The sequence below is a fragment of the Streptomyces sp. 2A115 genome (assembly GCF_052245575.1).
Classification (GTDB): Bacteria; Actinomycetota; Actinomycetes; order Streptomycetales; family Streptomycetaceae; genus Streptomyces.
In genome coordinates this window covers 120,737-145,384 of record NZ_JBQQCG010000020.1, presented here as the reverse complement: position 1 = coordinate 145,384, position 24,648 = coordinate 120,737, and the positions used below count along the sequence as shown (strand labels likewise).

At 69.5% G+C, this 24,648-nt stretch carries 23 protein-coding genes and 1 riboswitch; of the genes, 10 read left to right on the top strand and 13 right to left on the bottom strand.

Features of this window, described 5'->3' with window-relative positions; translation table 11 throughout:
* Positions 1–179 precede the first annotated feature (179 nt).
* From groL to thrC, 4 genes are all read right to left on the bottom strand, one after another.
* Positions 180–1,808, bottom strand: coding sequence for a chaperonin GroEL (gene groL / locus ACTWQR_RS19740; RefSeq protein ID WP_443228417.1), 1,629 nt, complete (start codon positions 1,806–1,808; stop codon positions 180–182).
* Between the two features lie 428 nt (positions 1,809–2,236).
* Complete coding sequence (locus ACTWQR_RS19735; RefSeq protein WP_007493268.1) at positions 2,237–2,443, bottom strand: cold-shock protein; 207 nt, start codon at positions 2,441–2,443, stop codon at positions 2,237–2,239.
* Between the two features lie 456 nt (positions 2,444–2,899).
* On the bottom strand, positions 2,900–3,175 hold the full coding sequence (locus tag ACTWQR_RS19730) for a MoaD/ThiS family protein (protein WP_362448042.1): 276 nt from the start codon (positions 3,173–3,175) through the stop codon (positions 2,900–2,902).
* A gap of 93 nt (positions 3,176–3,268) precedes the next feature.
* Positions 3,269–4,603: a threonine synthase gene (thrC, locus tag ACTWQR_RS19725; RefSeq protein ID WP_443228416.1), complete on the bottom strand. Its 1,335-nt coding sequence runs from the start codon at positions 4,601–4,603 to the stop codon at positions 3,269–3,271.
* Positions 4,604–4,620: 17 nt separating this feature from the next.
* Positions 4,621–4,777, bottom strand: a riboswitch (SAM riboswitch).
* Between the two features lie 199 nt (positions 4,778–4,976).
* On the opposite strand from thrC, the gene ACTWQR_RS19720 reads away from it, so the two are divergent.
* Both ACTWQR_RS19720 and ACTWQR_RS19715 read left to right on the top strand, forming a co-directional pair.
* On the top strand, positions 4,977–5,924 hold the full coding sequence (locus ACTWQR_RS19720) for a glucosyl-3-phosphoglycerate synthase (RefSeq protein ID WP_443228415.1): 948 nt from the start codon (positions 4,977–4,979) through the stop codon (positions 5,922–5,924).
* A 151-nt stretch (positions 5,925–6,075) separates the two neighbouring features.
* The gene (locus ACTWQR_RS19715; protein WP_443228414.1) at positions 6,076–7,482 is read left to right on the top strand and encodes an alpha,alpha-trehalose-phosphate synthase (UDP-forming); all 1,407 of its coding nucleotides are present in this window, start codon (positions 6,076–6,078) and stop codon (positions 7,480–7,482) included.
* Positions 7,483–7,556: 74 nt separating this feature from the next.
* Here ACTWQR_RS19715 and otsB read toward each other — a convergent pair whose 3' ends face one another.
* The 3 genes from otsB to ACTWQR_RS19700 all read right to left on the bottom strand — a co-directional run bounded on the left by otsB (position 7,557) and on the right by ACTWQR_RS19700 (position 10,044).
* Positions 7,557–8,411 carry a trehalose-phosphatase gene (gene otsB / locus ACTWQR_RS19710; RefSeq protein WP_443228413.1) on the bottom strand — a complete coding sequence of 285 codons (855 nt, stop codon included), beginning with the start codon at positions 8,409–8,411 and terminating at the stop codon, positions 7,557–7,559.
* Between the two features lie 60 nt (positions 8,412–8,471).
* Positions 8,472–8,708: a DUF3263 domain-containing protein gene (locus ACTWQR_RS19705; protein ID WP_443228412.1), complete on the bottom strand. Its 237-nt coding sequence runs from the start codon at positions 8,706–8,708 to the stop codon at positions 8,472–8,474.
* Positions 8,709–8,772: 64 nt separating this feature from the next.
* Entirely contained in the window at positions 8,773–10,044 is a 1,272-nt protein-coding gene (locus ACTWQR_RS19700; RefSeq protein ID WP_443228430.1) for an extracellular solute-binding protein, read from the bottom strand.
* Positions 10,045–10,194: 150 nt separating this feature from the next.
* On the opposite strand from ACTWQR_RS19700, the gene ACTWQR_RS19695 reads away from it, so the two are divergent.
* The 3 genes from ACTWQR_RS19695 (at position 10,195) to ACTWQR_RS19685 (ending at position 13,401) form a co-directional block, all read left to right on the top strand.
* Positions 10,195–11,181: an ROK family protein gene (locus ACTWQR_RS19695; protein ID WP_443228411.1), complete on the top strand. Its 987-nt coding sequence runs from the start codon at positions 10,195–10,197 to the stop codon at positions 11,179–11,181.
* Positions 11,181–12,329, top strand: a complete 1,149-nt coding sequence (gene nagA / locus ACTWQR_RS19690; RefSeq protein WP_443228410.1) for an N-acetylglucosamine-6-phosphate deacetylase — start codon at positions 11,181–11,183, stop codon at positions 12,327–12,329. The genes ACTWQR_RS19695 and nagA overlap by 1 nt, the downstream gene beginning before the upstream one ends.
* A gap of 142 nt (positions 12,330–12,471) precedes the next feature.
* Entirely contained in the window at positions 12,472–13,401 is a 930-nt protein-coding gene (locus ACTWQR_RS19685) for a 1-phosphofructokinase family hexose kinase (protein ID WP_443228409.1), read from the top strand.
* 123 nt (positions 13,402–13,524) lie between these two features.
* On the opposite strand, the gene ACTWQR_RS19680 is transcribed toward ACTWQR_RS19685, so the two are convergent.
* Together ACTWQR_RS19680 and cdgB are read right to left on the bottom strand one after the other, a co-directional pair.
* A complete protein-coding gene (locus tag ACTWQR_RS19680; protein ID WP_443228408.1) occupies positions 13,525–14,496 on the bottom strand; it encodes a carbohydrate-binding protein in 972 nt (323 codons plus the stop codon).
* Between the two features lie 119 nt (positions 14,497–14,615).
* Complete coding sequence (cdgB, locus tag ACTWQR_RS19675) at positions 14,616–16,298, bottom strand: diguanylate cyclase CdgB (RefSeq protein ID WP_443228407.1); 1,683 nt, start codon at positions 16,296–16,298, stop codon at positions 14,616–14,618.
* Positions 16,299–16,665: 367 nt separating this feature from the next.
* Between cdgB and ACTWQR_RS19670 the strand changes: the two genes are divergently transcribed.
* On the top strand, positions 16,666–17,235 hold the full coding sequence (locus tag ACTWQR_RS19670; protein ID WP_443228406.1) for a flavin reductase family protein: 570 nt from the start codon (positions 16,666–16,668) through the stop codon (positions 17,233–17,235).
* A gap of 174 nt (positions 17,236–17,409) precedes the next feature.
* On the opposite strand, the gene arfB is transcribed toward ACTWQR_RS19670, so the two are convergent.
* The gene (arfB, locus tag ACTWQR_RS19665; protein WP_443228405.1) at positions 17,410–17,847 is read right to left on the bottom strand and encodes an alternative ribosome rescue aminoacyl-tRNA hydrolase ArfB; all 438 of its coding nucleotides are present in this window, start codon (positions 17,845–17,847) and stop codon (positions 17,410–17,412) included.
* Positions 17,848–18,041: 194 nt separating this feature from the next.
* On the opposite strand from arfB, the gene ACTWQR_RS19660 reads away from it, so the two are divergent.
* Complete coding sequence (locus ACTWQR_RS19660; RefSeq protein WP_363110851.1) at positions 18,042–18,617, top strand: TerD family protein; 576 nt, start codon at positions 18,042–18,044, stop codon at positions 18,615–18,617.
* A 295-nt stretch (positions 18,618–18,912) separates the two neighbouring features.
* A complete protein-coding gene (locus ACTWQR_RS19655; RefSeq protein ID WP_443228404.1) occupies positions 18,913–19,425 on the top strand; it encodes a GNAT family N-acetyltransferase in 513 nt (170 codons plus the stop codon).
* A gap of 24 nt (positions 19,426–19,449) precedes the next feature.
* On the opposite strand, the gene ACTWQR_RS19650 is transcribed toward ACTWQR_RS19655, so the two are convergent.
* Positions 19,450–20,907 carry a M1 family metallopeptidase gene (locus tag ACTWQR_RS19650; protein ID WP_443228403.1) on the bottom strand — a complete coding sequence of 486 codons (1,458 nt, stop codon included), beginning with the start codon at positions 20,905–20,907 and terminating at the stop codon, positions 19,450–19,452.
* Between the two features lie 7 nt (positions 20,908–20,914).
* On the opposite strand from ACTWQR_RS19650, the gene ACTWQR_RS19645 reads away from it, so the two are divergent.
* Positions 20,915–21,415, top strand: coding sequence for a hypothetical protein (locus ACTWQR_RS19645; protein ID WP_443228402.1), 501 nt, complete (start codon positions 20,915–20,917; stop codon positions 21,413–21,415).
* 260 nt (positions 21,416–21,675) lie between these two features.
* On the opposite strand, the gene ACTWQR_RS19640 is transcribed toward ACTWQR_RS19645, so the two are convergent.
* Positions 21,676–22,287: a dihydrofolate reductase family protein gene (locus ACTWQR_RS19640; protein ID WP_443228401.1), complete on the bottom strand. Its 612-nt coding sequence runs from the start codon at positions 22,285–22,287 to the stop codon at positions 21,676–21,678.
* 193 nt (positions 22,288–22,480) lie between these two features.
* Complete coding sequence (locus ACTWQR_RS19635) at positions 22,481–23,191, bottom strand: pentapeptide repeat-containing protein (RefSeq protein ID WP_443228400.1); 711 nt, start codon at positions 23,189–23,191, stop codon at positions 22,481–22,483.
* A 210-nt stretch (positions 23,192–23,401) separates the two neighbouring features.
* On the opposite strand from ACTWQR_RS19635, the gene ACTWQR_RS19630 reads away from it, so the two are divergent.
* Positions 23,402–24,646: an FAD-dependent oxidoreductase gene (locus ACTWQR_RS19630; protein WP_443228399.1), complete on the top strand. Its 1,245-nt coding sequence runs from the start codon at positions 23,402–23,404 to the stop codon at positions 24,644–24,646.
* The last annotated feature ends 2 nt before the right edge of the window (positions 24,647–24,648 follow it).

Sequence of the window (24,648 nt, the reverse complement as noted above, 5' to 3'; positions counted from 1 at the left end):
TATGTGCACATGCATCAACCTGTGCCTACGCGTCAACCGTCCTGCCTGTCCCGCGCATTCCACCGCCCCACCGCACACCTCTGTGACCCCGGACACGCCCGAGGGCGGCACCCCTGGATGGGGTGCCGCCCTCGGTCTGTCGTACTGAAGGACGAGCCTGATCCGTAAGACGAACGGGATCAGAAGTCCATGTCACCGCCCGGCATGCCGCCACCGGCACCCGCACCGGCCCCGGCCTTCTCAGGCTTGTCGGCGATGACGGCCTCGGTGGTGAGGAACAGCGCGGCGATGGACGCGGCGTTCTGCAGGGCAGAGCGCGTGACCTTCGCCGGGTCGATGATGCCCTCGGCGATCATGTCGACGTACTCACCGGTCGCGGCGTTCAGGCCGTGGCCGATGGGCAGGTTGCGGACCTTCTCGACGATGACGCCACCCTCGAGGCCACCGTTGACGGCGATCTGCTTGAGCGGGGCCTCCAGGGCGAGCCGCACGGCGTTGGCGCCGGTCGCCTCGTCACCCTCGAGGTCCAGCTTCTCGAAGACCGTGGAGGCCTGGAGCAGGGCCACGCCACCACCGGCGACGATGCCCTCCTCGACGGCCGCCTTCGCGTTGCGAACGGCGTCCTCGATGCGGTGCTTGCGCTCCTTGAGCTCGACCTCGGTGGCGGCACCGGCCTTGATGACGGCCACGCCGCCGGCCAGCTTCGCCAGGCGCTCCTGGAGCTTCTCGCGGTCGTAGTCCGAGTCCGAGTTCTCGATCTCGGCACGGATCTGGTTGACCCGGCCCGCGACCTGGTCGGCCGAACCGGCACCGTCCACGATCGTGGTCTCGTCCTTGGTGATGACGACCTTGCGAGCACGGCCGAGCAGGTCGACGGTCGCGTTCTCGAGCTTGAGGCCGACCTCCTCGGAGATGACCTCACCGCCCGTGAGGATGGCGATGTCGGCCAGCATGGCCTTGCGGCGGTCACCGAAGCCCGGGGCCTTGACGGCGACGGACTTGAAGGTGCCACGGATCTTGTTGACGACCAGGGTCGACAGGGCCTCGCCCTCGACGTCCTCGGCGATGATCAGCAGCGGCTTGCCCGACTGCATGACCTTCTCCAGGAGCGGGAGCAGGTCCTTGACGTTACCGATCTTGGAGTTGGCGATGAGGATGTAGGGGTCGTCGAGCGACGCCTCCATCCGCTCCATGTCGGTGGCGAAGTACGCCGAGATGTAGCCCTTGTCGAAGCGCATACCCTCGGTGAGCTCCAGCTCCAGACCGAAGGTCTGGGACTCCTCGACGGTGATGACGCCTTCCTTGCCGACCTTGTCCATCGCCTCGGCGATGAGCTCGCCGATCTGGGTGTCGGCGGCGGAGATGGAGGCCGTGGAAGCGATCTGCTCCTTGGTCTCGACATCCTTGGCCTGCTCCAGCAGGGCACCGGAGACGGCCTCGACGGCCTTCTCGATACCGCGCTTGAGAGCCATCGGGTTGGCACCGGCGGCTACGTTGCGAAGGCCCTCGCGGACCAGCGCCTGGGCCAGGACGGTCGCGGTCGTCGTGCCGTCACCGGCGACGTCGTCCGTCTTCTTCGCGACTTCCTTGACCAGCTCGGCGCCGATCTTCTCGTACGGGTCCTCGAGCTCGATCTCCTTGGCGATGGAGACACCGTCGTTGGTGATCGTGGGGGCGCCCCACTTCTTCTCGAGGACGACGTTGCGGCCCTTGGGGCCAAGGGTGACCTTGACGGCGTCGGCGAGCTGGTTCATCCCGCGCTCGAGACCGCGCCGTGCCTCCTCGTCGAACGCGATGATCTTGGCCATGTGAAGTGGTCCTCCCGGACTGGGGTGGAATCTCCAGGACCGCGCCCGCGCCCGCGACGGACGGCCTACCGACCTCGTGGTTCCTTGCCCCACCCGGCCTGCGGGCCTCACCGACCCGGTCCTCGTTATCACTCTCACCTTCAGAGTGCTAACGCCAATGATTAGCACTCGACCCATGCGAGTGCAAGCGGCTCACGATGATCCGCAGGTGGGAGTAGGGGCGCTCGTGAACACATCCGCGCGTACCCGGGCCCCCGCACGCGCTTACCCGGTCCCGTACGCGGGCATGTCGCCGGGCCTCCGAGATGCCGCCGGCCCTCACGGCATGCCGCCGGGTACGGGCCCTCCGACATGCCGAAGGGCCCGTACCCGGTGGGGTACGAGCCCTTCGAAAGAAGAACGTCGCTGCAGTAAAGTCGGCGCGTGCTTCAGCCGGTCGCCAGTCGGACCATGTCCGCCTGCGGCCCCTTCTGGCCTTGCGAGATCTCGAAATCGACTCGCTGACCCTCTTCCAGGGTGCGGTAGCCGTCCATCTGAATCGCGCTGTAGTGGACGAATACATCCGCACCACCGTCGACCGCGATGAAGCCGTACCCCTTCTCCGCGTTGAACCACTTGACGGTGCCCTGAGCCATGCCTAACTCCCCTATTACTGGCCCTTGCACAGACCCACACTTCATGGATCCGGGTCAGACCTCACCCCCCAACGGTTGGGGGTGTGCGCCGGAACGCGTCGACCGCGGCTGAATGTATCTGCCCAACTGCCGTCTGCAACAGGTCAATCGGACGAGAATTCTGGGCGCGGTCGATCGGGAATATGTGGAGGATCCGCAAAGATTCAGGGCAAGTCGGGCCCCATAAATGCCGTGAAAGGCTTAAAAACGCGGGACACTTTGGCTGCTTCTTGTCGGGCTTCGGGCGGGAACTCATATGCGCCCGTCATGCGGAGCGAAGCAGGTTCCCCAACTGTACCGCGCTCAACCATACAGAATTGCCCCCTCCGTTTCTCTCACGGAGAGGGCAATTCGATGAACTCTCAGTAACTCCAGTTACCGACGGTAATGATCAGCCTCCGGCACTGGACTCGACGGTCAGCCTCCGGCGACGGCCGGAATGATCGAAACCCCGGCCCCGTCCGGCGTCGCCGTCTCCAGCCCCTGCTCGAAGCGAACGTCGTCGTCGTTCACGTACACGTTGACGAAGCGACGCAGCTTGCCCTGGTCGTCCAGGACACGGGCGGCGATGCCCGTGTGGTTCTTCTCCAGGTCGGCGATGACCTCGCCGAGAGTCCCACCCTCGGCAGCCACCTCGGCCTTTCCGCCGGTGTAGGTGCGCAGGATGGTGGGGATACGAACGTTGACGCTCATGGGGTACGACCTCCGGTCGGATACGAGCGCCCCGTCAGGGGCGCGGGGAACTGCGCGACCAGCCCCCAGCGGCCCGCAGCGCAAGAACTACGACTAAGAAGCGAGCCCGGCCTCACGGAACGAGTCCAGGCTCGGACGAATGGTCGCGGTGAGCCCCGTGTCAGAAGCCACCGCGTCCAGGGTCTTCAGTCCGTCACCCGTGTTGAGGACGACCGTCGTCAGCGTCGGGTCCAGCAGACCATTCTCGATCAGCTTCTTCGCCACACCCACGGTCACACCACCGGCGGTCTCCGCGAAGATGCCCTCCGTGCGCGCCAGCAGCTTGATGGCGTCGACAACCTGCTCGTCGTTCACATCCTCCACGGCCCCGCCCGTACGACGCGCGATGTCGAGCACGTACGGTCCGTCCGCGGGGTTACCGATGGCGAGCGACTTGGCGATGGTGTTCGGCTTCTGGGGCCGTACGACGTCGAGCCCGGCCTTGTACGCCACCGACACCGGCGAGCAGCCCTCGGCCTGGGCACCGAAGATCTTGTACGGCTTGTCCTCGACGAGCCCGAGCTTGATCAGCTCCTGCAGACCCTTGTCGATCTTCGTGAGCTGGGACCCGGAGGCGATCGGGACGACGAGCTGGTCGGGGAGCTGCCAGCCGAGCTGCTCGCAGATCTCGTACGCCAGGGTCTTGGAGCCCTCCGCGTAGTACGGGCGCAGGTTGACGTTGACGAAGCCCCAGCCCTCGCCGGCCGGGTCACCGATCAGCTCGGAGCAGAAGCGGTTCACGTCGTCGTAGTTGCCCTCGATGCCGACGAGCTCGCCGCCGTAGACCGCGGCCATGACGACCTTGCCCTGCTCCAGGTCGTGCGGGATGAACACGCAGGAGCGGAAGCCGGCGCGGGCCGCGGCGGCGCCCACCGCGCCGGCGAGGTTGCCGGTGGAGGAGCAGGAGAGCGTGGTGAAGCCGAAGGCGCGGGCGGCCTCGATGGCCTGGGCGACGACGCGGTCCTTGAAGGAGTGCGTCGGGTTGCCGGAGTCGTCCTTGACGAAGAGCTTGCCCGGGTCGACGCCGAGCTCGCGCGCCAGGTTGTCGGCCTTGACGAGCTTGGTCCAGCCGGGGTTGATGTTCGGCTTCTCGGCCACGTCGGCGGGGACGGGGAGGAGAGGCGCGTAACGCCAGATGTTCGCCGGTCCCGCTTCGATGCGCTTGCGGAGTTCCTCGGTGTCATAGGCCGAGAAGTCGTACGCGATCTCCAGCGGGCCGAAACACTCCTCGCAGGCGAAGACCGGGCCGAGCGGAACGCGGTGCCCGCACTCGCGGCAGGAAAGCGCGGCGGCGGGGCCGAGATCAACGGCGTTCGCGGAATCGGCCGAAGCGGCGGAGGTGGTGGAGGTCACGGAGTTCGTGGTGCTTGCAACTGTCTGCGCAGCCATGGAGGCGAGGCCCTTTCTCCTCATCTTCCTCACGACGCACTTCGCCGTGAGACGGATTTGGCACCTTCCCGAGCCGGGAGCCTCGCGATGCTGATCGACAATGATCAGGCGAGACCGGCTGGAGGGTTGCCGGGGCTTCAACGGGCCGTATCCCTCTGCCCCTCTGGATGAGCGGTATTCAGTTGTTGATCGTTCGGCTGATCGTTCGCCGAGCTCTGGTTGATCCGTGAAACACGTCGATGACCCCCGACATGCGATGGTCATCAGCGTTGTCCAAGACTGTAACCGAAGGCCTGGATCGTGGAGAGAGCAGTCCGAACCGCGAGATGAAGATCACGCGCGACGCCGGTCCAACGCAAAGGGAGAGCCGCACGTGCTGGAAGACGTCGAGCGCTGGCTGAACACGCGCTCTTGGTCCGTGAGTGACCGCCCGATGAAGAAGCTCATAGCCGCGAAACGAGCCGCCAACTCCACGGTGAGCGTAGTCCTGCCCGCGCTCAATGAGGAGGAGACCGTCGGCGAGATCGTCGCCGTGATCCGCCGCGAGCTGATGACCAGGAAGGTGCCGCTCGTCGACGAGATCGTGGTGATCGACTCGGGTTCGACGGACCGTACCTCCGAGGTCGCCGCCGACGCGGGTGCCCGCGTCGTGCACCGGGACGAGATCCTGCCCCGCATTCCCACCGTCCCCGGCAAGGGCGAGGTGCTGTGGCGCTCGCTCCTCGTCACCAGCGGGGACATCGTCTGCTTCATCGACGCCGACCTGAAGGAGTTCTCGGCCGACTTCGTCTCCGGGATCGTCGGCCCGCTGCTCACCGAGCCGGGCGTCGACCTCGTCAAGGCGATGTACGACCGTCCGCTCGGCTCCGCCGCAGGTCAGGGCGGCCGGGTCACCGAGCTGATGGCCCGCCCGCTGCTGAACATGCACTGGCCGCAGCTGGCCGGTTTCGTGCAGCCGCTGGGCGGGGAGTACGCGGCCCGCCGCTCCCTCCTGGAGCAGCTGCCGTTCCCCGTCGGATACGGCGTCGAGCTCGGCATGCTCGTCGACGCCCTGCACCTCGTGGGCCTGGACTCCCTCGCCCAGGTCGACGTGGGCGTCCGCAAGCACCGTCACCAGGACGGGCAGGCACTGGGCCGGATGGCCGCCACGATCTACCGCACCGCCCAGCTGCGACTGGCCCGCGGGCACCTCATCCGGCCCGAGATCACCCAGTTCGAACGGGGCGAGAAGGGTTTCGTGCCGCGCACCCACTCCGTGGACATGGAGGAACGTCCTCCGATGGCGGAAATCGCGGAGTACGCGGAACGAAAGGCGGCGTAAAGGGGCCCGCGCCCCTACAGGGCCGGAGGCCCGACAGGGGCGCGGGGAACTGCGCGACCAGCCACATCCGCCCCCGCAGATGACCCACAACCTCCCGTATACGGCCGGGGTGAACGTTTGAGCGGATAGACGCTGGGCTAGATTTCGAGGCATGGCTTCCACCCAAGCGGCAAGCGTCCTCGTCGCGTCCAACCGCGGCCCGGTCTCGTACGCACTCGACGAGACCGGGGCGCTCACCGCCAAGCGCGGCGGGGGCGGGCTGGTCTCGGGGCTCTCCGCGATCGGGCCCGAGGCGGGGGCGCTGTGGGTCTGCTCGGCGCTCGGCGACGGCGACCGCGAGGCGGTCAGGCGCGGGGTCGGCGAGCCCGGCGTGCGGATGCTGGACATCGACGCCGACGTGCACGCGGACGCGTACAACGGCATCGCCAACTCAGCGCTGTGGTTCGTCCACCACATGCTGTACCAGACGCCGCTGGAGCCGGTCTTCGGCGTGGACTTCCGGCGGCAGTGGGCGGCGTACGAGACGTACAACCACGCCTTCGCGGCGGCGCTGGCCGAGGAGGCGGCGCCCGGTGCGGCCGTCCTCGTCCAGGACTACCACCTGACGCTGGTGCCGCGGATGCTCCGCGAGCTCCGTCCCGATCTGCGGATCGGGCACTTCTCGCACACGCCGTGGGCTCCGCCGGACTACTTCCGGCTGCTGCCCGACGACATCGCCGCGCAGGTGCTCGGCGGCATCCTCGGCGCGGACCGGGCGGCGTTCCTCACACAGCGTTGGGCGGACGCGTTCACGGATTGCTGTCACGCCGTGCTGGGTCCCGGGATTCCGTCGGGTACGCGGATCGGCGTGCACGGACTCGGGGCGGACGCAGACTTCCTGCGCGAGCGGTCGCACCGGCCTGACGTGGCCGAGCGGATGGCCGAGCTGCGGGAGCAGATCGGGACGACGGCCGACGGGAAGCCGCGGAAGACGATCGTGCGGGTGGACCGGACCGAGCTGTCCAAGAACATCGTGCGCGGACTGCTGGCGTACCGGGAGCTGCTCGACGACCAGCCCTCGTGGCGCGAGCGCGTCGTGCACGTGGCGTTCGCCTACCCGTCCCGCCAGGACCTGGCCGTCTACCGCGACTACATGACCGAGGTGCAGCGGCTGGCGGAGGAGATCAACTCCCAGTACGGGACGCCGGGTTGGACGCCGGTCCTGCTGAATCTGAAGGACGACTTCGCGCGCTCGCTCGCGGCGTACCGGCTGGCGGACGTGGCCCTCGTCAACCCCATCCGGGACGGCATGAACCTCGTCGCCAAGGAGATGCCGGTCGTGTCGGACGACGGCTGCGTGCTGGTGCTCTCCCGGGAGGCGGGGGCGTACGAGGAGCTGGGCGAGGACGCGATCACCGTGAACCCGTACGACGTCTCGGGCACCGCCCGCGCGCTCCACGAGGCGCTGACGATGCCGTTGGACGAGCGGGCCGAGAGGACGAAGCGGTTGGCCGCGGCGGCCACCGCTTTGCCTCCGGCCCAGTGGTTCCTGGACCAGCTGAACGCTCTGGACGCGTAGCGCTGTAGCGCTGCCGCGGCACCGATTGAACGCCGCGGGTGCGTGGGGGCTGAGCGCGCAGTTCCCCGCGCCCCTTACGGGGCCAGCTGAGCCGCGAGTCCCTCCAGCAGGCGTACGAGTCCCTCGGGGCCGTCGACCACCAGGTCGGCGCGGTCGGCGAGCTCGGTGACCTCGGTGCTGCCGCTGCACACCAGCAGGCCGGGTACGCCGTCGGAGCGGAGCTTTTCCACGGCGGCGAAGGCGGGCAGGTCGCCCAGGTCGTCGCCGCAGTACATGACCGACTCGGCGCCGACGTCGCGTACGTACTCGCTGAGGGCGACGCCCTTGTCCATGCCGGCCGGGCGCAGCTCGAGCACCATCCGTCCCGGTTCGACGATCAGGTCGTGGCGGGTGGCGAGCTCGGTGAGGGGTTCGCGCAGGGCCTCGAAGGCGGCCTGGGGGTCCTGGGCGCGGCGGGTGTGAACGGCGACGGCCCGGCCCTTCTCCTCGATCCACGTGCCCTGCCAGGCGCCGATCTCGTCCAGGAAGCCGGGGAGTTCGGCTCGGGCCGCGGCTACGCCGGGGTGCGGCGCGGGGGCGTGGACCGTGCCGGTGACCGCGTCCCAGCGCTCGGCGCCGTAGTGGCCGAGTACGACGAGGTGCTCCAGGCCCGGCACGCCCGCGAAGCCTCCGTAGCGGACCGCGACGCCGGCCGGCCTGCCCGTGACGACGGCCACCGACGCGACCTTCGGCGCGAGCGCGGCCAGCGCCGGGACCGCGTCCGGGTGGGCGCGGGCCTGTTCGGGGTCGGGGACGATCGGGGCGAGGGTGCCGTCGAAGTCGAAGGCGAGTACGGCCCTGTCGGGCCGCGCGACGATGGCGTCCAGACCGTCGCGGCCCGCCGGGGTGGTGGGGGTCGGGATCGACGAAGAGTCGGGGTGACTGGCCATACGGTGACCTTAGCTCTGGGTGTGGGGTTCTTCGCCCTCCTCACCGGTCCTCGCCCCTCCTCACCCCTCCCGCTCGGCCCGTCTCACGTCCCGCACCCTCCGCAAGCGGTTGACCGTCACCGGATCATGGGCCAGGGCCCGCGGCGCGTCCAGCAGGGCGTTCAGCAGCTGGTAGTAGCGAACGGGAGCCAGCGCCAGCTCCTCCCGTATCGCCCGCTCCTTGGCCCCGGGCGTGGCCCACCCGCGCCGCTCCAGGGCGAGCACGGCCCGCTCCTGCGGAGTCAGCTCTTCTTCCATGACTCGTCTTCCATGAACGGCACGGTAGCGGGCGCCACTGACACAGCAGCGCCCAAAGCCGCCCCTAACCGGCGGAGCTCTCCGCGGAAACCGCGGCCCGCTGCAACTGCCCCAGCGTCGCCTCCGGGTTCCCCTTCGGGCTCAGGGCCTTGCCGATCTGCGTCTTGATGTCCGCGTTGACCGACGCCCAGGACGTCTTGCCGACGGGATACAGCTCGGAGTTGGGCAGTTCGTCGAGGAACTGGACGAGGTCCGCGTCCTCCTTGGCCCCGGCCATCGTCTCGGAGGCGGACGTGGTGGCGGGCAGCAGGTCGTACTCGCGGGAGAAGGCGAGCACGTTCCTCTCGCTGTAGACGTAGTCGAGGAAGTCGCCGATCTGCTCGGCGTGACCGTTCTGCTTGAAGGCCATCATCCAGTCGGCGACGCCCATCGTGGCCTTTGACCGGCCGCTGATGCCGGGCATCGGCACCATGCCGAAGTCCACACCCTTCGCGGCGGCGGCCTTCATCAGCGTGGGATGCCCGTTGAGCATGCCGACCTCGCCGCGCGTGAACGCCGCGAAGGCCTGCGCGCGGTTGAGCTTCCCGGGCTCGGTCGGCCCGGTGAGCCCCTTCCCGACCAGCTCGTCCTTGAGCCAGGTGAACGTCTCGACGTTCTGCTCGGAGTCGATGCTGTACGAATCGACGGAGTCGGTGTAGCCGTCGCCGCCGCTCAGCAGCCACATCAGGGTCTCGGCCTGCGCCTCCTCGGGCCCGAGGGGCAGTGCGTACGGGATCTTCACGCCACTGGACTTGAGGGCCTGCGCGTCGGCCGCGAGCTCGCTCCAGCTCCGCGGCGGGGTGAGGTCCGCGTCGGCGAAGAGCTTCTTGTTGTAGAACAGCAGTCGCGTCGAGGAGGCGAACGGCATGCCGTACTGAACCCGGTTGACCTCCCCCGCCTCGGCGAGCCGCGACACGAAGTCGGCCTGGGTGGAGATGGAGAGCAGTTCGTCGGCCTTGTAGAGCTGGTTCTCGGCGGCGTAGTCGGCGTACGCGCCTATCTGCGCCATGTCGGGCGCGTTGCCCTCGGTGACCATCTTCTTGACCTTGGCGTCGACGTCGTTCCAGGAGTGGACGCTGACCTCGACCTTGATCCCGGGATGGTCGGCCTCGTACGCCTTGACAACCTTGTCCCAGTACCTCTGGGAGCTGTTCGCCTTGGAGTCCCCGTAGTCGGCCGCGACGAGTCTCAGCGTGACGCTGCCCCCGGATTCGCCGGAGCCGCCGCAGCCGCTGAGGGCCACCGTCATGCCCAGCGCGGACACCACCGCGATCAGACCTGTCACTCGCCGCTGCACCGCTGTCGTCCCCAACTCTGTCGTCGCACCGTCGCGTTCGCACATTCGTCGCACACTTCCGCGCGAAATTTCGATTCGCAATTTCGCCATAAGGTCTACACCACGCAAGTGGACTAGACCTCTCGGGGGTAAGGGGCGACACTGTACCCCGTGAGACACGTAATCGCCCTCGATGTGGGCGGCACCGGAATGAAAGCCGCCCTCGTGGGGACGGCCGGCGAGCTGCTGCATCAGGCCCGCCGCGCCACGGGCCGGGAGCACGGCCCGGACTCCGTGGTCGAGTCGATCCTCGCCTTCGCGGCCGACCTGCGGGCGTACGGCGAACGCCACTTCGGCGAGCCCGCGGCGGCCGCCGGCGTCGCCGTACCCGGCATCGTGGACGCCGAGCGCGGCATCGCGGCGTACTCGGCCAACCTCGGCTGGCGCGACGTACCCCTGCGGGAGCTGCTCAGCGAGCGGCTGTACGGGGTTCCGGTCGCCCTCGGCCACGACGTGCGCACCGGCGGACTCGCCGAGGGCCGGATCGGTGCGGGCCGGGGCGCCGACCGCTTCCTGTTCGTGCCGCTGGGCACCGGCATCGCGGGTGCCATCGGCATCGACGGCCGCGTGGAGGCGGGCGCGCACGGCTTCGCGGGCGAGATCGGCCACATCGTCGTACGCCCCGGGGGCGCCCCGTGTCCGTGCGGGCAGCGCGGGTGTCTGGAACGGTTCGCGTCCGCGGCGGCGGTCAGCCAGGCCTGGGCCGAGGCGTCCGGCGACCCGGCGGCGGACGCGGCGGACTGCGCCAAGGCCGTCGAGTCCGGAGATCCGAGGGCGCTGGCGGTCTGGCAGGGGGCCGTGGACGCGCTCGCCGACGGGCTCGTCACCGCGCTCACCCTGCTGGACCCGCGCACGCTGATCATCGGTGGCGGTCTCGCCGAGGCCGGGGAAACCTTGTTCACACCGCTGCGAGCCGCGGTCGAGCGCCGCGTCACCTTCCAGAAGCTGCCGTCCATCGTCCCCGCGGCGCTCGGGGACACGGCCGGCTGTCTCGGCGCGGGCCTCCTGGCCTGGGACCTGCTGGCCACCGCGGACCCGCTGTCCGCTCCGGAACCGCTGTCCACTCCCCCTACTGACTCCTCGGAGGTAACCACCTGATGGCCACGAGCCAGATGCTTCTCGCCGGTGCCAAGGTGGTGCTGCCCACCGGAGTCGTGGACGGCGGTCGCGTGATCGTCGAGGGCGCCCGGATCTCCGGGAGTGCCCCCGCAGGCGCACCGACCGTGGACCTGAAAGACCACTGGCTGGTCCCCGGGTTCGTGGACATGCACAACCACGGTGGCGGCGGCGCCTCCTTCACCTCCGGATCCGTCGAGGAGATCCTCAAGGGCATCCGCACCCACCGCCTGCACGGCGCCACGACCCTCGTCGCCTCGACCGTGACCGGCGACATGGACGGGCTCGCCCAGCGTGCCGGACTGCTCTCCGAGCTGGCCGAGCAGGGCGAGATCGCGGGCATCCACTTCGAGGGCCCGTTCATCTCGCCGTGCCGCAAGGGCGCCCACTCCGAGGAACTGCTGCGGGATCCGGACCCGGCCGAGGTCCGCAAGCTGATCGACGCGGCGCGCGGCCGGGCCAAGATGGTCACGCTCGCCACCGAACTGCCGGGCGGCATCGACTCCGTACGCCTGCTGGCCGAACACGGCGTGATCGCGGCGATCGGCCACACGGACGCGACGTACGAGCAGACCGTGGAGGCCATCGAGGCGGGCGCCACCGTGGCGACGCACCTCTACAACGCGATGCCCACCCTCGGACACCGCGAGCCCGGCCCGATCGCGGCCCTCCTGGAGGACGAGCGCATCACGGTCGAGCTGATCAACGACGGTACGCACCTGCACCCCGCCTCCCTCCAGCTGGCGTTCCATCACGCGGGCGGCGACCGGGTCGCGTTGATCACGGACGCCATGGACGCGGCGGGCTTCGGCGACGGCCGTTACATGCTCGGCCCGCTGGAGGTCGAGGTCAGCGAGGGCGTGGCGCGGCTGGTGGAGGGCGGCTCGATCGCGGGCTCGACCCTCACCCTCGACCGGGCGTTCAAGCGGTCCGTCACCATCGACGGGCTGCCCGTGGAAGACGTCGTCGCGGCCATCTCGGCCAATCCGGCCCGGCTGCTGGGCATGTACGACCGGGTGGGCTCGCTGGAGCCGGGTAAGGACGCGGACCTGGTGGTCCTGGACTCCGACTTCGACCTCAAGGGCGTGATGCGCCGGGGTGAATGGGTCGTAGAGCCCCAACTGGGCTGATTCACCCGGTTGTTGAGCACAGGGCGGAGAACGGCGGTTGGCCTGCGGGACTGGGCCGACCGCCTTCTCTTTGGCATGATCGGGCCTCCGGACAGGCAAGCGCGTTCAGACAGGCGCATTCTTTCGGGGGAGGTCGGCCCAGGTGATCCTCACGGTCACGCTGAACACCGCTCTCGACATCACCTATCGCGTACGGGCCCTGCGTCCGCACGCCTCGCACCGGGTCACCGAGGTGACCGAGCGGCCGGGCGGCAAGGGCCTGAACGTGGCCCGGGTGCTCGCGGCCCTCGGTCACGAGGTGACGGTGACGGGCTTCGCGGGCGGTGCGACGGGGCGGTCACTCCGGGACCAGCTCGCGCACACACCGGGCGTCGTGGACGCGCTGATACCGGTGACGGGCCCGACCCGCCGCACGATCGCGGTGGTCGACACGGCGACCGGTGACACGACTCAACTCAACGAACCCGGCCCGACGATCACCCCCACCGAGTGGTCCGCCTTCCAGGAGGCGTACGAGGACCTGTTGCGCTCCTCCTCGGCGGTGGCCCTGTGCGGCAGCCTGCCGCCGGGGGTGCCGGTGGGCGCGTACGCCCAACTGGTCCGCGCAGCAAGGTCATTGGCGGTCCCGGTGCTGCTCGACACCAGCGGCGAACCCCTCCGCAGGGGTGTCGCCGCCCGCCCCGACATCGTCAAGCCGAACACCGACGAACTGGCCGAACTGACCGGCGCCCACGAGCCGTCGCAGGCCACCCGCGACGCCCGCCGTCGCGGCGCCCACGCGGTCGTGGCCTCCCTGGGCCCGGACGGTCTCCTCGCCGCGACCGCCGAGGGCCACTGGCGCGCCACCCCGCCCGGCCCGGTCCGCGGCAACCCGACGGGCGCGGGCGACTCCGTGGTCGCGGGCCTGCTGTCGGGTTTGGTGGAGCACCTGCCCTGGCCGGCACGCCTGGCCCGCGCGGTGGCCCTCTCCGCGGCGACCGTACTGGCGCCGGTGGCGGGCGAGTTCGACCGCCCGGCGTACGAGGAGCTGCTGGGGAGGGTGTCGGTGACGGGGGAGGCTACGGCGGCGTGACGCTCCGCTGGGCGGAACGGAAAACTACGGGTTGTTTTTGAACTGCGGGCCGGTTGTGGCTGGTCGCGCAGTTCCCCGCGCCCCTGTCGGGGCGCTGGTCCCGCCCTGAATTCGCCAATAGGTCTAGCTCGTCTTCCAGCCCTTTTCCAGCCACAGCTGGTCGAGGTTGGCGTCGCACTGGTTGCCCTGGCCGCAGGAGATCGTGATGGTGTTGGTGCCCTTGTTGAGCTGGATGGACGCGTAGGTGTTCTGCCAGCCCTTCTCGTAGTCACCCTCCGGCGTGTTGGCGAAGTTCTTCATGTTGAGCGGGCGGGTCTGCGCCTTGGCGTTGACGGTGAGGGTGGCGTTGGCGTCCTTGCCGGGCACGCCGTAGCCGACGAACAGCGTGTACTTCCCGCCCTTGGCGATGTCGTTCACCGTCCAGGTGGCGGAGGCGCCGACCTGGTTGAAGCCCGCCACATAGACGCCCCCGGCCGCCTTCGCGCCCGAGATGTCGGCCGCGGTGACCGTGCCACCGGCCAGCTTCAGCGCCTTCGCGTCGATCTCCGGCAGCTTGGTCTCGTCCGCCGCGCCCTTGGACGCCGTCTCGCTCGGCTGGACGCTCTCGGAGGCCGACGGGACCGAGCCGCCTGCCGCGTCGCCGTCCTTGTCCCCGTCCGAGTCGCCGCCGAGCATGGCGACGCCGATGCCGACCACGACAGCGGCGACGACCGCGATGGCGCCGATGAGGAGGCCCTTGGTGTTGGGCCCGCGGCCCCGGCCGCCTCCGCCGTTGTCGGGCAGCGGCTGGTACGTGGTGGGCGCGCCGCCGGGGAACGTCTCGGGCGCGGAGTAGTTCGTGTTCGGCCGGCCGTACGCCCCCTGCTGCGGGGGTGCCTGCTGGCCGTGCGGGGCCTGGGCGTACTGCGCGGTCGAGGCGGTGGGCTGGCCGTACTGGCGCTCACCGACCGGCCGCACCCGATTGACCGAGCCGGGGTAGCCGTAGCCACCGCCGCCGCTCGGCGGCTGGGCTCCGGCGGCCTGCCCGTCCTCGTAGAGGTAGCCGAACGGGTCGTCGTCCTCGGGCGTGCTCGCGCCGTTGTTGCCGGGCGTCATCCCTTGGTCTCCTAGCGGGTGCGGTACAGATGCGGTATGGGTGGATCGAAAGGCGAGCCTACCCGCTCCAGCTGCCCCAAACGGGTGACACAGCTCGCATCGACTCGCTGACCTGCGGATCAGCCCGCGCGTCTGTGCGCTTTGGGACGAGACCGTTTCTCTACGTACATCCGCTCGTCAGCGGATTGCAGGACCTCGTCCGCCGTCATGCCGCAATGTGCCCATCCGATACCGAAGCTGGCACCGACCCGCATGGCGCGGCCGTCGACCCGAATCGGCTGGATGATCTCGTTGCGCAGCCGCACCGCGAGGTCCTGTGCGTCGGCCCGGCCGAGCCCGTCGGCGAGGACGACGAACTCGTCGCCGCCGAGCCGCGCGACCGTGTCGCCGTCCCGCACGGCGCCGCTCAGGCGCCGGGCCACCTCGATCAGCACCGCGTCGCCGGCGTTGTGTCCGAAGCGGTCGTTGATCGACTTGAAGCCGTCGAGGTCGCAGAAGAGGACCGCGAGCCCCTTGGTGCCGTCGTCCGTCTGCCCCTCGGGGGCCACGGTGTGCACGTGATGGTCGTAGGCGTCGAAGGCCTCGGGCCCGGGCCGGTAGTCGAAGCCGTGCCCGTTCGCGTCGTAGAAGGCGCTCGCACCGTGCTCGGCCGGCGCACCCCCGTACGCCGCGTCGATCGTGGCGACCACGCCCGGCTCCGTCGACGTGGGCCGGGCGCACAGGCGGGCACTGAGCCGGGAGCGCAGCTCGGCGGAGTTCGGCAGGCCGGTGAGCGAGTCGTGCGAGGCGCGGTGGGCGAGATGGAGCTCGCGGCGCTTGCGCTCCTCGATGTCCTCGACGTGGCTGAGCAGGAAGCGCGGCCCGTCGGCGGCGTCCGCGACCACGCTGTTGCGCAGCGACACCCAGACGTACGTACCGTCGCGGCGCCCGAGCCGCAGCTCGGCCCGCCCGCCCTCCGCGGATGTCCTGAGCAGGGTGCCGATGTCCTCGGGGTGGACCAGGTCGGAGAAGGAGTAGCGGCGCATCGCGGAGGCGGGGCGGCCGAGCAGGCGGCACAGCGCGTCGTTGGTCCGCAGGATCCGGCCGTGCTGGTCGCCACCCATCTCGGCGATGGCCATGCCGGAGGGGGCGTACTCGAAGGCCTGCCGAAAGCTCTCTTCACTGGCGCGCAGAGCCTGCTGTTCCCTTTCCAGCCTGACCAGTGCGCGCTGCATGTTGGCCCGAAGCCGAGCGTTGCTGATCGCGATGGCGGCCTGAAACGCGTACATCTGCAGCGCTTCCCGTCCCCAGGCGCCCGGTCGGCGTCCGTTGCGCGGCCGGTCCACGGACAGGACACCGATCAGTTCGCCGCAGGCGCCGCCCGCGACGCCCGGAGTGTGCATGGGGGCGAAGAGCCGGTCGGCGGGGTGCCACTCGTCCTCGAAGCGCGGTGCGGGCCCGTCGGTGTACCACTGCGGGACGTCGTCCTCGTCGAGGACCCAGCCCTCGGTGTGCGGTATGAAGCGCAGGTCGCCCCAGGCCTCGCCCATGTTCAGCCGACGGTCCCAGGAGGCGCGGGAGCCGACGCGTCCGGTGATGAGGGCCTCGGCGGCGGAGTTGCCCGCGAGGGCCGCGACCACGAGATCGCCGTCGGGTCGTACGAGGTTGACGCAGGCCAGCTCGTAGCCGAGGCCGTTCACGACTCCGTCGGCGACGGTCTGCAATGTGTCGGCCAGGCTGCGGGCCGTGTTCATGTCCGCCATGACCTGATGCAGCTGCCGCAGGGTCGCAAGACGGACGTACGGCTCCGACTCGGTCTCCATGCTCGCTCTCCCCGAGACCTCGACAGCAACTCCAGAGTTATCCAGGCTTCTCGTCGGTACTCATCGCTTACTGATCACGCTTACTGACCACGCCCACTGATCGCCTACCGATTGCAGCGTCCCCGCCACTGAATCACAGCGCGCTGCCCACTCGGTACACAGGGTCAACAAAATATGGCACCTGTGACTCAAGTCACAGCAGAACCTGAACAATTGAGTAGAGTTTCTGTGTTTTCGACGTGCGTTTACTGAACGTGAATTTGTGGGACATGTGTCGGCTCCTGGGCCACGTCCTCCGGTGGTCCTAGGACCCTGCTCGGGCGTTGGTCCGATGTGGCGTACGGGCACCGGAGACTAGCGTCTTCTCGTGCTGAACACTCCCTCTTCCACTCCTCTCGTCCCACCCGTGCATGCTGATGGGGTGAGCAACGACGAGTTCCGCGCCGCCATGTCCCGGCTGGCCGCGGGCGTGGTCCTGGTGACCGCGCACGAACCGCAGCCGGACCCTCAGGGCCCGAGCGGCGAGGACGTCGGCATGACGGCCACCTCCTTCATGTCCGTCTCCCTGGACCCGCCCCTCGTCCTGATCAGCCTGCGCGAGGGCTCCCGCATGGATGACCTCCTCGCCGAACAGCCCCACTGGGCCGTCTCCGTCCTCTCCGAGAGCCAGGGCCACATCGCGGGCCGCTTCGCCATGAAGAACCGCATCTCCGACCGCCTCCTCTTCGAGGACATTCCGTACGAACGGGGCGTGGCTTCCGGCGCTCTCCTGGTACGCGGCGCCCTGGCGACCCTGGAATGCCGAACGGAGCAGGTCATGACGGCGGGAGATCACACGCTGGTGATCGGGCGGGTACTGACGGCGGAGATGCCGGGGGGTGGCGGGGACGGGGGGCCGCTGACGTATTTCCGGGGGAAGTACCGGCGACTGGGGTAGGGGGCGGCGTCTTCGACCGCCGGATCAGACGCGTGCCCCTTCAGAGGCGCCCCGTAAGGGGCGCGGGGCTGTGACATATGCGGGTCCGCCACGGGGCGCGACCAGCCCCCACCGGCCCGCACACGCGGCGGAGCCGCATATCGACACAGCACCACCGTTCTCCCAGCGGAGCGCCTAGTCCCAGCCCCGACCGCCGCGGCCCCGCTTGGTGTCGGACCGCTGCTTCTTCTCGCGCAGCCGCCGCTCGTTGATACCGCGGGGAATGCGGGTGGCCCGGCGCGGCTTGGGCGGCGGGGCGGTGGCCTCGGCGAGCAGGGAAGCAAGTCGTACGGCCGCCGTCTCCCGATTCCGCCACTGCGACCGGTGCTCGGAGGCACGCACACTGACGACCCCGTCGACGAGCCGCCCGGCGAGGTTGGCGAGGGCCCGCTCCTTCCACACCGGCGGCAACGCCTCCGTCTTCGCGAGGTCGAACCGCAGCTCGACCTGGGAGTCGGTCGTGTTGACGTGCTGTCCGCCGGGTCCGGAGGACCGCGAGAAACGCCACATGAGCTCGGCCTCGGGGAGCGAGACGGAGCCGCGAATGACGTAAGGACCGGACATGGGGTCCATGGTCGCGTGTGTGACCGGCTCACGTCACCCGTTTTTCACCGCGCCTCCCCACCGCGAAGGTAAAGATAGTAAAGAGAGCTGGAACCTTGGTTCGCCTCACGGCGTTCATAGGGGTAGCTGTAGCTTCGTGCCCGTACGAAGCCCAAACGTACGGGCACCACGCACGTACGCAACGAGGGAAGGGACTCCCAACAATGGCTGTAAGCCTGTCCAAGGGTGGCAACGTCTCGCTCACCAAGGAGGCTCCGGGCCTGACCGCCGTCACCGTGGGCCTCGGCTGGGACGTCCGCACCACCACGGGCACCGACTTCGACCTCGACGCCTCGGCCATCGCGGTCAACCTCGAGGGCAAGGTCTACTCGGACGGACACTTCGTCTTCTTCAACAACAAGGAGACCCCGGACAAGACGATCGTCCACACGGGCGACAACCGTACGGGTGAAGGCGCGGGCGACGACGAGGCGATCAAGGTCAACCTCGCGGGCCTCCCGGCCGAGATCGACAAGATCGTCTTCCCGGTCTCGATCTACGACGCGGAGAACCGCTCGCAGAACTTCGGCCAGGTCCGCAACGCGTACATCCGCATCCTGAACGAGGCCGGCGGCGCCGAGATCGCCCGCTACGACCTCTCCGAGGACGCGGCCACCGAGACGGCCATGGTCTTCGGCGAGCTGTACCGCAACGGCGCGGAGTGGAAGTTCCGCGCGGTGGGCCAGGGCTACGCGTCCGGTCTGGTGGGCATCGCCCAGGACTTCGGCGTGAACGTCTGAGGTTCGCTCGCTCGTACGGGGCCCCGGCTGCGACATCCGTGTCGCGCCCGGGGCCTCGCTCTTCCGGTCCCGTACTTCGCGGATCTCGGCGTGCCTCACAAAGCGGCGTCACTTCGACATCACCATCGGGTACGGCGAGCGCTGGATCTCGGTGATCGAACGGTCGAACTGTGCGGCGTGGGAGAAGCCCGATTCGTGAGGGCCCCGCACGCACGAAAGCCGAGATCCGTCCGGATCGTTTCCCGCCGTCCGGCGGCCCGCGGCGAGTGAGGCGAGGTGGATTAGCCTGCCCCGCGTGATCCTCGAATCCCTCTCCCCCGCGGACAGCGCCCTCCCGGGTGAGCTGCTCACCGAACTCACCGCGCTCTACGCCTCCAACCGCGAGTTCTACGCCCTGAGCGGCGACTTCCCGGACCCGGACGACATCCGCCCGGAGCAGGTCGCCACCGCCCTCGCCGGCGAGTTCGTGCACCCGGACGTGGAGGTGCTGCTCGCGCGAAGCGCCGGACAGCTCGTCGGGGTGGCGATCACCCTCGCGCATCACCCCGATCCGACCGACCCGGACCCATGGATCGGCCTGCTCCTCGTGGCCGCGAGCGAGCAACGGAAGGGATACGGGAGGGAGTTGGCGGCACGCGTCGAGGAACGCTTCCGGGCCGCGGGGCGGGACGCCGTACGACTCGCCGCGCTCGACAACAACCCGAAGGCCCTCACCTTCTGGACGGCGCTCGGATACGAGATCATCGGCCACCGCAGGGATCGCCAACTGGGCCGCCCCTGCACGGTGTTGCGCAGGGTACTGCGCTGACTGGCCCGGAAGGAACGGACGAGCTCAAGGCTTGGCCGGCCTTCCCTCCCCGTACAGCCAGTCCTTCCAGATCCTCTCGAAGTCCTCGCCCGGCGCCTTCTTCTCCACGTACGCCGTGAACTCGGCCGTGTCCGCGTTGCCGTGGCGGTGGGCGGCCGCCCAGCCCTGGACGATGTCGTAGAACGTGTCGTCGCCGACCGTCTCGCGGATCTTGTGGAGGACCATGGCGCCCCGCTGGTACACCGGGCTGTCGGAGATGCGCGCGGCGCTCGGCGGTTTCGCGGGCGGGAAGGCCCAGACGGCGTCGTTGTCCGCTTCGCTGTCGTAGTAGTCACCTGCGTAGAGGGCGTCGAAGACGTCCTGGGCCGTATCGCCGGCGTGGTCCTCGTTCCACAGCCACTCCGCGTACGTCGCGAAGCCCTCGTTGAGCCACATGTCCCGCCAGGACTTGGGCGTGACGGAGTTGCCGTACCACTGGTGGGCCAGCTCGTGGACGAGGAGGTCGATGCCGGGGGCGCCGGGGAAGACGGGGCGGTTCTGGGTCTCCAGGGCGTACCCGGCGTCGCCCTCGCGCTCGACGATCGCACCCGTAGAGGAGAAGGGGTACGGGCCGAAGTTCAGCTCCGCCCACTCCGTGATCTCGGGGATACGGGCCAGCACCTCGGCGCTCGCCTTCGCCTGGCTCGGGTCCACGGCCACGTACGCCGGGAGACCGTCCGCTGTCTTCGAGCTCCGCGTCTCGTAGTCACCGACGGCGACCGTCGCCACGTACGTCGCCATCGGCTCCCCGACCCGCCAGGCGAAGGAAGTACGGCCCCGCTCCGTGTCCTCGCGCCGCAACTCTCCATTGGAGACGGCCGTCAGCCCCTCCGGCACCGTGACGGTGATGTCGTACGTCGCCTTGTCGCTCGGGTGATGGTTGCCGGGAAACCACGCCATCGAACCGGTGGGCTCACCGAGCGCGAGGGCACCGTCCGCCGTCCGCAGCCAGCCCTCCTCGGAACCGTCCGAGTCGGTGATCGTCTCCGGGGTGCCGGAGTAGCGGACGACCGTGGAGAAGGCAGCGCCCTCGTCCAGGTCCTCGTGCGGGCGGACGGTCAGCTCCTGACCACCGTGGTCGAAGCGGGCGGGCTCTCCCGCCACCTCCACACCAGTGACCCGCATTCCCTTGAGGTCGAGGTTGAACGCGTTGAGGTCCTGCTCCGCCCTCGCCTCGATCTCCGCCGTCCCTGTCAGCCGACGCGCCTTGGGGTCGTAGTCGAGGGTCAGGTCGTAGTGGGTGACGTCGTACCCGCCGTTGCCCGACTTCGGGAAGTACGGATCCCGTAGGCCGGACGTGCCCGCCGTGCTCCGCTCACCGCCGTCGCACCCGGTGAGGACCATGACGAGCAGGGCGGCCACGGCGCCCACGACGGCTGGGGCAGCGGGGACAACAGGCGCAGATCGGGGCACGCCGGTGATCCTATGGCGGCGTGACACCATCGCTTACGTGCTCGACATCGGCTACGCCCTCTCCTCCCGCTTCCCCGACCCCCCGCAGACCGACTACCGCCGGGCGGACGTCCACGCGCTGCGGCACGATCTGTTCTGCGGGGACGTGTATCTCGCCGACACGAAGGCGGACCGGGAGCTGTCCACAGCCTGGGGATGGGTACCGGTACTCGACTTCGCGTGGGCGCTGTGCGACATCGTCGAGCAGCTCGACCAGGACCCGCTGGGCAGCCGCGCCGCCCGTCCCCAGCACGCCGAACTGGACTTCACCGAGTCCACCGACCGCATGCTCTTCGAGCGCCGCTTCGGGTGGGTCGACATCGAGGCGGACTGGATGCCCGTCGAGGAGCCCCCTCTGACCTTCTCCCACACCGAACTCCGGCGCGAGGCCCGGGACTTCCTCCACGATCTCCTGGCCGACCTCACCGACATGCACGAGGCGCTCCGCGAGAACCCGGTGATCTGGACACTCGAGGCCCGCTTTCCCAGAGTCTCCTGACTTTCCCAGGGTGCACTGAGCTTGCCCTGAGGTGACGAGCCGCGAGGTCGGGCTCGTGCACGCCGGCCGCGTCCGCGCGTGGCGCTTCCGAGACATGACCGCGCGCGGCCCACGGCGGATGTCCCAGTGATCTCTCCGACGAACGCTGGGAGCTGACCGCGCCGGTCAGGTCGGCCGCCTGGCGGGCCGAGCGGTTGAGCACCACCGGCGCCCGACCGGCGATCACCGCGGGCCGTCGGGATCAGTTCGGCACGGAGGGCCTATGCGTCGGCCCCGTACGTCCCGTACTCCGGCCGTCCCGTCGATTCGTAGACGTGGACCGCCAGGCCGCGCGGTGTCGTCTCGTTGCGGACAAGGCGCAGGCCGGCCGGGGCGCCGCCGTCCGGGAACAGGCGTCGGCCGGTGCCCACGACCACCGGGGCGATCACGAGGCGCAACTCGTCGATCAGACCGGCGGCCAGCAGGGACTGGGCCAGCCGACCGCTGCCGTGGATCTGCAGCTCACGGCCGGGCTGCCGCTTCAGTTCGGCGACCTGGGCGGGGATGTCGCCGGAGAGGATCGTGCTCGGGTGCCACTCGGCCTTGGTCAGGCTGTGGGAGGCCACGTACTTCGGCAGGCCGTTCATGATGGGGCCGAAGGGGTGCTCGGTCATCTTCGGCCAGTCCCGCGCGAAGTTCACGTAGGTGCGGCGGCCGTACAGAAACGCGTCCGCCTGGCCGAGCCAGGTGGCGGCCAGCCGTTCGAACTCCTCGTCCAGATGCGGCACGAACCAGCCGCCCCGGGTGAACCCGTCGCTGGTGTCCTCGTCCGGGGACCCCGGGCCCTGGTAGACGCCGTCCAGCGTCAGGAACTGCGTCAGTGCCAGCTTCATCGCGCACCACTCTTCTCTCTTGGGGCAGGGACGTGTGCGTTCCTCCCCCTCAGACATCGTGGCGGGCGAATACTCATCGGTCGAGCGGTACCGATTCCGGGCTCTGATTTCCCCTGGCTCCGATTCCGGGCTCCCAGCGGCGCTCCCGGCGCAGCCGACCAGCCACGCTCGTGCACTCACCCCACCCGCCCTCTTACTCCTCCAACCCCGCCACCCGCACCCCCATCTCCGCCGCGAACACCCCCGCCAGGTCCAGCAACTGCGCCGGACTGATCACCGCCCCCGCGAGCCGATCAACCCCTCGCGCGAAGTCCAGCCCCGCCGCCCTCCGCAGGTCGACATCCACCAGCGTCACCCCGCTGAAGTCCGCCCCCTTCAGCACGCAGTCCACGAACTCCACCCGCTCCATCCGCGCACCCCCGAAATCCGGCTCAACGAGCACGCACCCCTCGAACACCACGTCCTTGAGCCGGGCCTCGCGCAGGTTCAGGTAGTCGATCTTCCCGCCCCGAACGACCACCCGTTCCAGCACGGCCGCGTGCACCTGCACCCCACCCAACCGAGCGTCGACCAGCTCCACGTCACGGAGGGTCGCCGAGGCGAGGTCGGTGCCGACACCCCGGATCCCGGTGAGAACGGAGTCCAGCACGCGCGCGTGATGCAGCCGCGTCTCGTCCAGCGCGCACCCCGTCAGCGCACAGTCCATGAACCGGGCTCCCGCGCCGTCCTGCCCCACGAAGTCCACCGCGCTGAACTCGAGCCCGTCATAGTCCCCGTCCGGCTCCAGCTCCCCACCCCCGTACGGCACAAGCGGTGGCAACCGCACCTCAGGCCGCCGCGCCCTCTTCACCCTTGCCCCCGCGCCTGCCCCTGCGCCAGTCCCAGCCGCCGCTCTCCTCGCCATTCCCCCATCCTGCACGCCACCACTGACAATCACCCTCGCCAGCCCCCTGACCAGCGAAGACTCCGCCGATGTCACATTCCGAGGCCCTCAAAGAGTCATAGATGCAAACGCCCGACGGAACTCAGGAACACAGAACTCAGGAACACGGAAACGCAGGAACACGGAAACGCAGGGACGCCGGAACCCGCAGCAGAGGGAGCCCACCAAGCCATGCACCGCATCACCATCATCGGCGGCGGCTTCGCCGGCCTCACCGCGGCCATCACCGCCGCCGAGGCGGGCGCCAAGGTAACCGTCTACGAAGCCCACCACACCCTCGGCGGTCGCGCCCGCACCGCCGAGGGGCCGTACAGGACGAACGAAGGCCCCCACGCCCTCTACAAGGGGGGCCCTCACTGGACCTGGCTCCAACAGCGCGACCTGATCGGCGAACTCGCTCCGCTCCCACCCCTGGAGGCGGCCCGACTCCGCCTCCGCCACAAGGGCGCGCTCCGCCGAACCCCACCGTTCGCGATGCTCAAACTCCTCCGCCGTACGCCCGAACAGGCCCCTGTGGACAAGGACTTCAGGACCTGGGCCACCGAAATCGCCGGAGAAGAGGGCGCGAACGCGGCCGCGTACTACTCCGCCGTCGCGCTCTTCCACCACGACCCGGGCTCCCTGTCCGCGGCCTTCGTACAGGAGCGTCTGCGCCGCGCCACAAAGCTGCCTCCGGAGGCGCACTACCCGCGTGGCGGCTGGGCGACCGTCATCGACCGGATGGCGGCCAGGGCCTGGAACCTCGGCGTACGCGTCGAAACCCTGGCCCGCGTCGACACGATCCCCGACGACCACGGCCCGGTGATCATCGCCACGTCCCTCGACGCCGCCCGGAACCTCCTCAAGGACAGCTCACTGACCTGGACGAGCGGCCGGACAGCCCTGATCGACCTGGCCCTGCGCGCCCTCCCCCGCTCTCGGCTTCTCCTCCACTCCCGACTTCGCTCGAGCGGGGGGACCCCCATGATCGCCGGGGCCCCCACCGGCGACGCGTTCGTCGTCTCCGACCTGGACGCGTCCGGCTGGATCGAACGGTTCACGGCCCAGGACCGCACCCTCGCCCCGGCCGGCGAGCAGCTCATCCAGGGGCAGATCCCGATCGCCCCCCACGAGTCCCGCGCCGACGGCATCGCCCGCGCCGAGGAACTGCTCGACCTCGCCTTCACGGACTGGCGCGACCGCGTCACGTTCCGCCGCGAGGCACTCGCGAACGGCCGCACCGGCGCCGTGGACCTCCCCGGCACCAGCTGGCGCGACCGCCCCCGGGTCGACCGAGGCGACGACGTCTACCTCGCGGGCGACCAGGTCGCGGCCCCCGGCGTCCTCTCCGAGGTGTCCTTCAACAGCGCCCTGGAGGCCGTGTCCCTCGCATTCAAGATCCGGGCCAGGGCGGGACTTGACCTCAAGCACGCTTGAGG

Excerpts from the sequence above, each read along its gene's own strand:
- groL (WP_443228417.1), bottom strand. The coding sequence starts at position 1,808 with ATGGCCAAGATCATCGCGTTCGACGAGGAGGCACGGCGCGGTCTCGAG.
- ACTWQR_RS19735 (WP_007493268.1), bottom strand. The coding sequence starts at position 2,443 with ATGGCTCAGGGCACCGTCAAGTGGTTCAACGCGGAGAAGGGGTACGGC.
- ACTWQR_RS19730 (WP_362448042.1), bottom strand. The coding sequence starts at position 3,175 with ATGAGCGTCAACGTTCGTATCCCCACCATCCTGCGCACCTACACCGGC.
- thrC (WP_443228416.1), bottom strand. The coding sequence starts at position 4,603 with ATGGCTGCGCAGACAGTTGCAAGCACCACGAACTCCGTGACCTCCACC.
- ACTWQR_RS19715 (WP_443228414.1), top strand. The coding sequence starts at position 6,076 with ATGGCTTCCACCCAAGCGGCAAGCGTCCTCGTCGCGTCCAACCGCGGC.
- otsB (WP_443228413.1), bottom strand. The coding sequence starts at position 8,411 with ATGGCCAGTCACCCCGACTCTTCGTCGATCCCGACCCCCACCACCCCG.
- ACTWQR_RS19705 (WP_443228412.1), bottom strand. The coding sequence starts at position 8,708 with ATGGAAGAAGAGCTGACTCCGCAGGAGCGGGCCGTGCTCGCCCTGGAG.
- nagA (WP_443228410.1), top strand. The coding sequence starts at position 11,181 with ATGGCCACGAGCCAGATGCTTCTCGCCGGTGCCAAGGTGGTGCTGCCC.
- ACTWQR_RS19680 (WP_443228408.1), bottom strand. The coding sequence starts at position 14,496 with ATGACGCCCGGCAACAACGGCGCGAGCACGCCCGAGGACGACGACCCG.
- cdgB (WP_443228407.1), bottom strand. The coding sequence starts at position 16,298 with ATGGAGACCGAGTCGGAGCCGTACGTCCGTCTTGCGACCCTGCGGCAG.
- arfB (WP_443228405.1), bottom strand. The coding sequence starts at position 17,847 with ATGGACCCCATGTCCGGTCCTTACGTCATTCGCGGCTCCGTCTCGCTC.
- ACTWQR_RS19660 (WP_363110851.1), top strand. The coding sequence starts at position 18,042 with ATGGCTGTAAGCCTGTCCAAGGGTGGCAACGTCTCGCTCACCAAGGAG.
- ACTWQR_RS19650 (WP_443228403.1), bottom strand. The coding sequence starts at position 20,907 with ATGGTGTCACGCCGCCATAGGATCACCGGCGTGCCCCGATCTGCGCCT.
- ACTWQR_RS19640 (WP_443228401.1), bottom strand. The coding sequence starts at position 22,287 with ATGAAGCTGGCACTGACGCAGTTCCTGACGCTGGACGGCGTCTACCAG.
- ACTWQR_RS19635 (WP_443228400.1), bottom strand. The coding sequence starts at position 23,191 with ATGGCGAGGAGAGCGGCGGCTGGGACTGGCGCAGGGGCAGGCGCGGGG.
- ACTWQR_RS19630 (WP_443228399.1), top strand. The coding sequence starts at position 23,402 with ATGCACCGCATCACCATCATCGGCGGCGGCTTCGCCGGCCTCACCGCG.